The sequence below is a fragment of the Andreprevotia sp. IGB-42 genome (genome assembly GCF_009848685.1).
Taxonomy (GTDB): domain Bacteria; phylum Pseudomonadota; class Gammaproteobacteria; order Burkholderiales; family Chitinibacteraceae; genus Andreprevotia.
On sequence record NZ_WXTX01000021.1, the window covers coordinates 30993 to 40614 of the forward strand.

A 9622-nucleotide genomic window follows, 5' to 3' on the forward strand; every position below is an offset into this window, starting at 1 on the left:
GTACAACTGCATCCAGTGTATGGAACTGCCCTGTTGCACTCTGTCCGCCGCAGGCACCAATTGGGCAGCGGCGGGGACTATGGCGGCGTCAGCAGTGGCTTGGCCGCCTGTGGGATGTACGGTAGCCCCGCTGACATCACTCAGCCGTTCACCGGCACGCCGCCATTGGGGTGGATCACCTGGCCGGTGATGTAGCTCGAATCGTCGGATGCCAGGAACACATAGGCAGGTGCTACCTCATCGGGCTGGCCCGGCCGTTTCATCGGCACATCCTTGCCGAACGTCGCCACCGATTCCTCGTCGAAGGTGGACGGGATCAGCGGCGTCCAGATCGGGCCGGGCGCTACCGCGTTCACACGGATGCCTTCTTCCACCAGCGATTGCGCCAGCGAGCGGGTAAAGGCCACGATGGCGCCCTTGGTGGCCGCGTAGTCCAGCAGCCTGCCGCTGCCGCGATAGGCAGTGACCGAGGTGGTGTTGATGATGCGCCCGCGATGCAGTTTCAGATGCGGTAGTGCTGCTTTAACCAGATAGAACTGCGCGAACACATTGGTGCGGAAGGTGCGCTCCAGCTGATCGCTGTCGATATCGCTGATCGACGCTTGCGGATGCTGCTCGGCAGCGTTGTTGACGAGGATATCCAGCCGGCCAAATTTTTCGATTACCCGCGCCACCGCCGTCTGGCAATGGCTTTCCTGGCTGATGTCGGTCTGGATCAGCAAGGTTTCACGCCCTGCAGCATGAATGGCCTCGGCGGTTTGCTCGGCATCGGTGGTTTCGTTCAGGTACACGATTGCAACGTGTGCGCCCTCCTTGGCATACGCCACGGCCGCCGCGCGGCCGATGCCACTATCGCCACCGGTAATCAATGCCACCTGGCCAGTGAGCTTGCCGGCTGCCTTGTAATCGCGTGCGAATGATTCGGGGGCGGGGTGCATCTGTATTTCCTGGCCTGGTTGCTGGTTCTGGTGTTGCGGGGGCAGCGTGTTGTCGGTGCTCATGGCGCTCTCCTTGGGTAGGTGTTCGGGATGGGGCTGGGACAGGGCAATACTTGTAGCCATCAAGCGTGGGCGCATGGTTGTGCAATGGCTGTCGGTGCGCTGCGGCGTGCCATGCCCGCATCTGGCTGATGCCGGATAAGGCGTGCCGGAAGCGTGGTGTCAGTAGCGACAGGCCGCCAGTGCATTTTGCGCGGATGTCTGACAAGGGCATGGGCACGCAGCCGACGAGCCCGGCGCGGCGGCGGGGCCAGAATATGACAATCGTTTCAGCACCATGCCGGAGTCGTCCCCATGCGCAGTACACTGGTCCGCAATCCGCTGTTCCCCATCGTCGTTCCAGGCACAGCCCCGGTGCGCCGCCGCACGCCGGCGCGTGGCTGGCAGGTGCCGGGCCGCGCCAGCCCATTGCCGGTGCATGCAGCAACTGGCCGTTGCAGGCCGCTGGCCGCAGCGGTGATGGCCGTTGCAGTACTGGCGCTGGGTGGCTGTGGCGAAGTGGCCACCTTGCCGGTTTCCGCCGGTACCGGCCCCACACCCACCTTGCCGCCGCCGAAGAAAACGCTGTTCCCCTCCGTGAATATCGCGCCGGCACTGGGTTGGGTGGAGGGCGCCACCCCCATCGCCGCCGGGGGTTTGCAGGTGGCGGCCATGGCGCAGGGGCTGGATCACCCGCGCTGGCTGTATGTGCTGCCCAATGGCGACGTATTGGTGGCCGAGACGAATGCGCCGCCCAAGCCGGAAGACAGCAAGGGCATCCGTGGCTGGTTCATGGGCAAGGTGATGAAAAAAGCGGGGGCGGGCGTGCCCAGTGCCAACCGCATCACCTTGCTGCGCGATACCGATGGCGATGGCGTGGCCGACGTGCGCACCGTGCTGCTGGAAGGGCTGAATTCGCCATTCGGCATGGCGCTGGTGGGGCAGCAACTGTATGTGGCCAATACCGATGCCGTGGTGCGTTTTCCATACATGCCCGGCGATACGCAAATCACCGCCGCGCCCACCAGGGTGGTTGATCTGCCGGCCGGCCCCATCAACCACCACTGGACCAAGAACCTGATCGCCAGTGCCGATGGCAGCAAGCTGTACGTCACGGTCGGTTCCAACAGCAATGTGGGCGAGAACGGCATCGATGCGGAAGCGGGCCGCGCGGCGATCTGGGAAGTGGATCTGGCCAGCGGCAGCAAACGGGTCTTTGCCACCGGCCTGCGCAACCCCAATGGCCTGGCCTGGGAGCCCACCAGTGGTTCGCTGTGGACGGTAGTGAACGAGCGCGACGAGATCGGCAGCGATCTGGTGCCTGACTACATGACCTCGGTACGCGATGGCGGCTTCTATGGCTGGCCATACAGTTACTACGGCCGCCACGTGGATCAGCGTGTGCAGCCGGAACGGCCAGAGCTGGTGGAAAAAGCACTGGTGCCCGATTACGCACTGGGGCCACATACCGCCTCGCTGGGGCTGGCGTCATCCGCCGGTACCGCGCTGCCGGCACCGTTCAACAGCGGCATGTTCATCGGCCAGCATGGCTCGTGGAACCGCAAGCCGCACAGCGGTTACAAGGTGGTGTTCGTGCCCTTCAAGGCCGGCGTGCCCGATGGCCAGCCGCTGGATGTGCTGATCGGTTTCCTCACCGACGATGGCAAGGCCAGTGGCCGCCCGGTGGGCGTGGCGATCGACCATCGCGGCGCGCTGCTGGTGGCGGACGACGTGGGCAACGTGGTGTGGCGCGTTACGGCGCGGCGGTAACGGTATGCGCCTCCCTGACCTGTTGAAAGCAAGTTTCCAGCCCCGGTTGTTCAGCCATGCTGCGGGCGGGTGCCGTTATCCCTCTGCCGCCAGCCCGCGGCAGCAGGCCACGGCGGCGTTGCCGGCGCGCGCGCGTACTGTCGTTATGATGCTGCTGGTGTCCGCATCGATCGGCCTGTATGGCTGCAGCAGCTTGCCGGCCGTGGTACCCGATCTGGCGGTCCGCCATACGCCGGTGCAATTGGAAGGCGCCAAGGGCACGCTGTCCGTTACCCAAAGCAAGGCGGTGCTGGCCAAGCTGGCCGCCAGCGGGCAAGGCAGTGACATCTTGCAGCGCCATCTGGCGCTAGAAGAAGCCATCGCCGGCAGCCCGCTCACCACCGGCAATGATGTAAAGCTGCTGCAGGATGGCCCGGCCACCTACCAGGCGATGTACGCGGCCATCGAATCCGCGCAAGACCATATCAATATGGAAACCTACATTCTGGAGGACGACGAAGTCGGCCAGCGCTTTGCCGAGGCGCTGATGGCCAAGCAGCGCGCCGGCGTACAGGTGAACCTGATTTACGACAGCGTGGGCACGTTGGGCACGCCGGCCGAGTTCTTCCAGAAGCTGGCGGACAGCGGCATCGCCTTGCTGGAGTTCAACCCGGTGAATCCGCTGACCGCCGGCAAGGATTGGTCGATCAACCAGCGTGATCACCGCAAGCTGCTGATCGTGGATGGACGCACCGCGTTCCTGGGCGGCATCAATATCAGTAGCGTTTATTCGGGCGGTTCGTTCAGCAAACGTGCCCATTCCGCACAGAGCGACGGGTTGGCCTGGCGTGATACCGATATTCAGGTCACTGGCCCCGTGGTGGCAGAGCTGCAGAAAATGTTCCTGCAGGGCTGGGAGAAACAGAAAGGCGCCGCAGCGGTCGCCCGCAATTACTTCCCCAAGCCGCAGGCTGCCGGTAACTACGTGGTGCGCGCCATTGCTGCCGCGCCGGACGAGGCCTATAGCCAGATTTACGGCACGCTCATTTCCGCCATCAACAACGCGGAAACCAGTGTGCAGATCACCAATGCCTATTTCGCGCCAGACCCGCAATTACTGGAAGCCTTGCAGGCCGCTGCCAAGCGCGGCGTGAAGGTCACACTGATCTTGCCCAGCAAGACCGATTCGTGGCTGATCTTTCATGCCGGGCGCGGTTTCTACACCGCGTTGCTGCAGGCAGGGGTGAAAATCTACGAGCGCCACGGCGTGATCCTGCACGCCAAGACCGCGCTGATCGATGGCGTTTGGGTCACCATCGGCTCCACCAATCTGGATTGGCGCAGCTTCCTGCACAACTACGAACTCAATGCCGTGGTATTGGGGGCGGGCTTTGCCAGCCAGGTGCAAGCCATGTTCGATAAAGACCTGGCCAAGTCGGACGAAATCACGCTGGAAAAATGGCAAAACCGCGCCCTCGACCTGCGTTTCAAGGAAGGGTTTGCGCGGATCTGGTCGTATTGGCTGTAACGGGGGTGGATGCGGTTGGGTGTGTAGTCCGGCGCGGGTAGGCAGGGTGCACTTGTCCTGCATGCAAATGCGGCAGGGCCGGCTAAAGCGGCCACCCGCAACGCTCTACCATGCAGTGGCAGTATCCCAACCGCAACGGAGAACATCATGGCTACCACCAGTACCCGCACTCCCGCCAAGACCAGCAAGCCGGCGACCAGCACCAAGCGCGCAACGGCAACCCGCACCAAGCACGATGCAGCAACCCAGCTGCTGATGGATGATCACGCCAAGGTGAAAAAGCTCTTCAAGCAGTTTGAAAAGCTCAAGAGCAAGGGCACTGCCAGTGCCAAGGCCGAGATCGTCAACCAGGCCTGTAGCGAGTTGACCGTGCATACCCAGGTTGAGGAACAGCTGTTCTACCCGGCAGTAAAGGCTGCGCTGGGCAAGGATGCCGACATGATCGACGAAGCCGTGGTCGAGCATGCCAGCTGCAAGGAGCTGATCGCCCAGCTGGAAGCCATGTCGCCAGAAGATGATCTGTACGATGCCAAATTCACTGTGCTGTCCGAGTTCATCGAGCACCACGTGGAAGAGGAAGAAACCGAACTCTTCCCCAAGGTACGCAAGATCAAGGCGCTGGATCTGGAAGACCTGGGTGCACGGATGAAGGCGCTCAAGACCTCGCTGACCGCCGCTGCGGGCACACGCCACTAAGCCGGCCGCACCGCAGGTAAAACGCCGATCACTGCCAGGCAGGATCGGCGTTTTTTGTTGAGCTGCGTGCTTGGAGAGTGGGGGCGTTACTTGCGGCTATCTGCTGTTGTTGGTGCCGCCTCCCCGGCCACACACATGAAAAAACAGGAGGCATTACCCCCTGTTTCCGGTTCAACCCCGCCCGCGGGCGGCGTGCAGCAGCTTCGATCAGCTGTTCTTGTGGCTTTGGCGGCCGGCATTCACATGCTGTTCATGCGTACCACCCCGCGTGCCGGTGCTGGCCTGCTGCTCTTGCGATTTGCCTTGCGATGGCACATTGCGTGCGCTGTCGCTACCGTGCGATGCACGGCCACCGGCGGCGGCGATTTCGCGTTGGCGTTCCGGATCCATGTTTGCAAACCCGCGGTTCTGGTTGGACGATTGCGATTGATTAGCCATGATGTGCTCCTTGCTGGAAAGGCGACATTGCCGCTTCCTCTTTCGCTACGGGGAAGCCGCTGCGCTGTTGCGCAACGTGAGGACAGCTTACGGCAGCAGCCGGCCGGTGCTAATCGGTGAACGATGCCCTTTTCTGGTAGGCCATGCCCAGCCGCATTGTCCGCCATCCCGGCGAGTGCTGTCCGAGGATGCCCATGCCAGATGGGCACCCGGCGCGGCTATTGGCCCGGGCCGTTATGCGTAGCTGCCGATGATCACGCTGGATGCCTTGAACACCGCGCTGGCGCGGCTGCCCACGCTCAGATCCAGTGTGGCAAGGCTGTCCATGGTGATGGTTGCCGCCACGGTGCCGCCGCCATCGAGCGCCAGCACCACGTCGGCATTGACCGCACCCGGCGTGATCACGCTCACGCTGCCGGCCAGCTGGTTGCGGGCGGAAAGCCGCACGCCATCCAGCCCGCAGGCGATCAGCACCGCGCTGGCAGGCACCAGCGCAAAAGCGGTACTGCCCGGCTGCAAGCCCAGCGATTCGCTGCTCTCTCGCGTCACGATGGCCACGATCTCGCTGCCGCCGCGCAAGGTCAGGGTGACTTCGTCGTTGACGGCACCGCTGCGCAGCGCGGTGACGGTGCCCAGCCATTGGTTGCGCGCACTGGTTTTCATATTGATGATCCGCAACAGGTCGAGATCGGTGGTGAGGTCGGTGGCTTCATTGCTGAGCATCTGCACGAAGCGCTGGTGCAGCGCATCGATCTGGGCAAAACGCGCCACCAGTTGCTGGCCGCGCAGGGTAAGCCGTGTGGCGCCGCCGCCGCGCCCGCCGGTCGTGCGCGCCACCAGCGGCTCGCCCGCCAGGTTGTTCATGGTATCGATGGCTTCCCATGCTGCCTTGTAGCTCATATTGATGGCCTTGGCCGCGCGGGTGATCGAGCCGTGTTCGGCCACCGCCTGCAGCAATGCCACGCGGTGCTTGCCGCCCAGCGTATCGCCACCAGCGGTCAGCCACACCGAGCCGGCAAGGGTCAGTGGCGCAGCAGACGTCATGATTGTTCCTTTGCGTGCACCCGGCCGTGGGCCAGGTGCACGATATCCTGGGCGAAATGCGCCACGTCGTCTTCATCGTGCGTGATCAGCAGCATGGGCAGCTGGATCTGCTGCTGCAGGTCACGCAGTTCATCACGCAGCCGCAGGCGCAATGGCCGGTCCAGCGCGGCAAACGGTTCATCCAGCAGCAGCGCCTTGGGCCCGGTCACCAGCGCGCGCGCCAGTGCGGTGCGCTGGCATTGCCCGCCAGATAGTTGCGCCGGGTACAGGCCGGCCAGCGGCTGCAGCTCCAGCGCCAGCAACCAGCGCTCCACCTCGCTGTGACTGATGTTACGGGCCGGATTACGCCAGCCGCGCGCCAGACCAAAGGCAATGTTCTGCAGCACGGTCAGATGCGGAAACAGCGCGTAATCCTGGAACACATAACCCAACTGGCGCTGCCGGGCCGACAGGTTGATATGCGCCGCGCTGTCGAACAGCGTCTGTGCCGATACGCGGATATGGCCACGGTCTGGCCGCACCAGCCCGGCCATCATCTGCAGCGTCTGGCTTTTGCCAGCGCCAGAGGGGCCGAACAACACCAGCCGCCCGGCGCTGCTATTGATCTGTAACGCCAGGTCGAAACGGCGCTGCCCATGCCGGTAGTGGCGGGCAATATCGATATCCCAGATCGCACCATCGCAGGCCGGGGTGTTCATCGTGGTGTCTGCCTGGTGGTGTAGCCGGGTGCCAGCTTGCCGGCGGCCAGCAAAACGGCCAGGCAGGTCAGCGAAGTCAGCCCCACCAGCAGCGCGGCCACGTCATCCTGCCCGGCCTGTACCGCTTCGAAGACCGCAATCGATAGCGTCTGCGTCTTGCCCGGTATGCTGCCTGCTACCATCAGCGTGGCACCGAATTCGCCGGTGGCCCGCGCAAACGCCAGCAGCAGTCCGGACAGGATGCCCCGCCACGCCAGTGGCAACGATACGCGGAAGAAAACCGCCAGCTCGCTCACACCCAGCACGCGCGCTGCCTGTTCCAGCTGCGGGTCTACCGCCTCGAATGCGGCGCGCGCAGCCTTGAATACCAGAGGAAAAGCCACGATGGTTGCGGCAATCACCGCACCCTGCCAGGTAAAGATCAGGTTGATGCCGAAGGTGGCCTGCAGCCAGCTGCCCAGCGGGCCATGGTTGCCGATCAGCACCAGCAGGTAATAACCCAGCACCGTGGGCGGCATCACCATGGGCAAGGTCAGTATCGCGTCCAGCACGCTGCGCCCTGGAAACGCGCGGTGTGCCAGCGCATGGCCCACCGCAACACCCAGCAGCAGATTCAGCAACGTTGCCCAGCCGGCTACTTTCAGCGTCAGCAGCAGGGCAATCCAGGCGCCGTCCACGTGGTTACGGCTTGCCGAAGCCGTATTTCGCCAGCACCGCCTGCGCCGCGGGCGTCAGCAGGAAGGCGACGAACTGCTGTGCAGTCCCGGCGTTCCTGCTGCTGGCAATCGGCGCAGCCGGGTAGAGAATCGGCGTGCTGGTGGGCACCTGCAGCGCCACTTTCACCTTGTCCGCCATCAGTGCGGCATCGGTGGCATAGACAAACCCGGCATCGACCTCGCCACGTGCTACGTAATCGAGTGCCTGGCGCACGTTCTGCGCACCGATCATCTTGGGTTCCACCGCTGCCCACAGGCCGGCTTTTTCCAGCACCGCCTTGGTGTAACGCCCCACCGGCACGCTGGCCGTCAAGCCGATGGCGATGCGGGTATACGCGGGCTTGCCCAGATCCGCCAGCGCAGTGGGCAATTGCTTTGCCTGCAGCGGGGTGATCAGTACCAGCGCATTGGAAACGACATTGCGCCGCTCCGCAGCGTTCACCAGCCCCTGTGCCTGTGCGTCATCCATGCTTTCCTGATCGGCACTGGCAAACACATCTACCGGCGCGCCCCTGGCAATCTGCTGCAACAAGGCGCCGGACGCTGCAAAGTTCAGCTGCACCCTGGTGCCGGGGTGCGCTGCCTCGAAGACCGGTGCCAGATCGCGGAAGGCATTGGTCAGGCTGGAAGCGGCCGATACGGTCAGGTCTGCCGCTGCAGCGGCGGTACTCAGCGCGACAGCCAAGACGATCAACAGCGCGGAGCGGACTGGTTTCATGGCGTATTCTGGCAAGTGGATAAGCGCAGTATATCGGTGGCTATAACGCTTTGTCGCCTTTTCCGCCAGTGGTCAGCCCATCAGCGTAGCGGCGGTGTCGTGGGTATAATCCGGCCCCTTGCGCTGATACAGCGCCTGCCCATTCTTATACAAGGAAGTACCTGATGTTGCGCCGGGTTTTGATCGTGTTGTCGCTGTGCTTGTTCTGTAGCCATGCTGCGCGGGCCGATTTGCTGGAGATTTTTGCCGGAGAGCTCAAGCAGCCCGGTGCCATGGCCTGGGGTGATATCTATTCGGAATGCGGCATCCGCAATGGCCGGATAGAGAGTGTTGGCCAGGTTGAATGCGCGCTGTACAAGCGCGGTGTCTTCATCGCCAAAAACAACCCGGGTGCCGTCAAGGGGCCGCTGGAAGAATGGGCCGCCGCAGACCTGGCAACCCGCAAAGAGCAGGAAGAAGAATTTACCAGCGTCTGCTACAAGCAGCTCCGGAAGGCGGACTCATACGGTACCGACATCGCCTGCATCTCGTTTTTGCGTGGCGTGCTCGATGAAGGCCTGCATCGCACTCCCGATGGCAACTTCCCGGGCAACCCGCTTGCCCCCGCTGCGGTGAAGAAGCCGGCAGCCTGAATACCGTCCATAAAGACAATCAGAACAGCCCCGCATGCGGGGCTGTTTTGCATTCTGGCGTTTCGACCGTTGCGTTTGGTGATCGTGTATTCCTCAGTTAGCCAATTGCATATAGATAACGCGCGCGAGGCTGCCGGGTGATCCGGAGCCCGCTCCAGCATCGCCAACGCCCATTGGGCAGTGACCAATCTGCTGCGGCCTGACTTCTTGGTCTGGTCAAAGGCGGCACCTGTTTGCTTGATGTTCACTGTGGGAGGGAGGATGAAAGAGGGGAGGCCGGCCAAGCCAGCTTGCCGCTCATCAGTAATCCGCTGTTTGTCCGCAAGGGCAATCGCTTCCGTCTTCCCGCCGCCATTTCGGCTCGCCACCTCTGCGCGCGCAGCGCGCAGAGGTGTTGTTCGGCGTTTGCTCTGCATTTCAGGGCTG

General features: G+C 63.2%; 10 protein-coding genes. 4 read left to right on the plus strand and 6 right to left on the minus strand.

Annotated elements, in window-relative coordinates; all coding sequences use genetic code 11:
• Positions 1–140: 140 nt before the first annotated feature.
• A complete protein-coding gene (locus tag IGB42_RS20645; RefSeq protein WP_159675288.1) occupies positions 141–1001 on the minus strand; it encodes an SDR family oxidoreductase in 861 nt (286 codons plus the stop codon).
• A 291-nt stretch (positions 1002–1292) separates the two neighbouring features.
• Here IGB42_RS20645 and IGB42_RS20650 point away from each other — a divergent pair, with 291 nt between their 5' ends.
• The 3 genes from IGB42_RS20650 to IGB42_RS20660 all read left to right on the plus strand — a co-directional run bounded on the left by IGB42_RS20650 (position 1293) and on the right by IGB42_RS20660 (position 4950).
• Positions 1293–2747, plus strand: a complete 1455-nt coding sequence (locus IGB42_RS20650) for a sorbosone dehydrogenase family protein (protein ID WP_236822676.1) — start codon at positions 1293–1295, stop codon at positions 2745–2747.
• Between the two features lie 148 nt (positions 2748–2895).
• On the plus strand, positions 2896–4254 hold the full coding sequence (cls, locus tag IGB42_RS20655) for a cardiolipin synthase (RefSeq protein ID WP_374705062.1): 1359 nt from the start codon (positions 2896–2898) through the stop codon (positions 4252–4254).
• A 147-nt stretch (positions 4255–4401) separates the two neighbouring features.
• Positions 4402–4950: a hemerythrin domain-containing protein gene (locus tag IGB42_RS20660; RefSeq protein ID WP_159675292.1), complete on the plus strand. Its 549-nt coding sequence runs from the start codon at positions 4402–4404 to the stop codon at positions 4948–4950.
• Between the two features lie 207 nt (positions 4951–5157).
• Here the strand turns inward: IGB42_RS20660 and IGB42_RS20665 are convergent, their stop codons facing one another.
• The 5 genes from IGB42_RS20665 to modA form a co-directional block, all read right to left on the minus strand.
• Entirely contained in the window at positions 5158–5388 is a 231-nt protein-coding gene (locus tag IGB42_RS20665; protein ID WP_159675294.1) for a KGG domain-containing protein, read from the minus strand.
• 234 nt (positions 5389–5622) lie between these two features.
• Positions 5623–6432, minus strand: a complete 810-nt coding sequence (locus IGB42_RS20670; protein WP_159675296.1) for a TOBE domain-containing protein — start codon at positions 6430–6432, stop codon at positions 5623–5625.
• Positions 6429–7130, minus strand: coding sequence for an ATP-binding cassette domain-containing protein (locus IGB42_RS20675; RefSeq protein ID WP_159675297.1), 702 nt, complete (start codon positions 7128–7130; stop codon positions 6429–6431). The genes IGB42_RS20670 and IGB42_RS20675 overlap by 4 nt, the downstream gene beginning before the upstream one ends.
• A complete protein-coding gene (gene modB / locus IGB42_RS20680; protein WP_159675299.1) occupies positions 7127–7807 on the minus strand; it encodes a molybdate ABC transporter permease subunit in 681 nt (226 codons plus the stop codon). Before modB ends, IGB42_RS20675 begins: the two co-directional genes overlap by 4 nt.
• Positions 7808–7811: 4 nt before the next feature.
• Positions 7812–8564 carry a molybdate ABC transporter substrate-binding protein gene (gene modA / locus IGB42_RS20685; RefSeq protein ID WP_159675301.1) on the minus strand — a complete coding sequence of 251 codons (753 nt, stop codon included), beginning with the start codon at positions 8562–8564 and terminating at the stop codon, positions 7812–7814.
• Positions 8565–8728: 164 nt separating this feature from the next.
• On the opposite strand from modA, the gene IGB42_RS20690 reads away from it, so the two are divergent.
• A complete protein-coding gene (locus IGB42_RS20690; protein WP_159675303.1) occupies positions 8729–9196 on the plus strand; it encodes a hypothetical protein in 468 nt (155 codons plus the stop codon).
• The last annotated feature ends 426 nt before the right edge of the window (positions 9197–9622 follow it).